We start from the raw sequence: 365 nt of genomic DNA, 5'->3' as shown, positions 1-365 counted from the left end.
GATGGTTTGCCAACGGGCGTGACCTTTATTGCGCCAGCCTGGATGGATGAGGCACTGGCCAAATTCGGGCAAAAATGGCAGCAGGCAAGCCAGTTAAAACTGGGAACTTCTGAACGCAACTATGAAAAAACAACTGAAATCTCATCGGGTCACAGCGTCAAACTGGCTGTCGTCGGTGCACATCTGACCGGAATGCCGCTGAATTTTCAGCTGACCACACGTGGTGGCACCCTGATCAAACAGACCCGGACTGCTTCGCATTACAAACTCTATGCCTTAAAAAATACCACACCGCCAAAACCTGGCCTGCAATACAACGCGACAGGTTCCTCGATTGAAGTAGAGGTCTGGGACATTCCGCGTGC

Annotated in this window: 1 protein-coding gene; it reads left to right on the top strand. The window is 51.5% G+C overall.

The window, feature by feature from the left end; all coding sequences use genetic code 11:
- A partial coding sequence (locus tag B3R63_RS03600; RefSeq protein WP_422652246.1) for an allophanate hydrolase-related protein occupies nt 1-365 on the top strand: 365 nt, incomplete at both ends.

It is taken from the genome of Acinetobacter sp. UBA1297 (assembly GCF_002307755.1).
In the GTDB taxonomy this organism is placed as follows: domain Bacteria; phylum Pseudomonadota; class Gammaproteobacteria; order Pseudomonadales; family Moraxellaceae; genus Acinetobacter; species Acinetobacter radioresistens.
The sequence above is the reverse complement of the archived record's forward strand: the minus strand, read 5'-3'. Positions and strand labels throughout refer to the sequence as shown.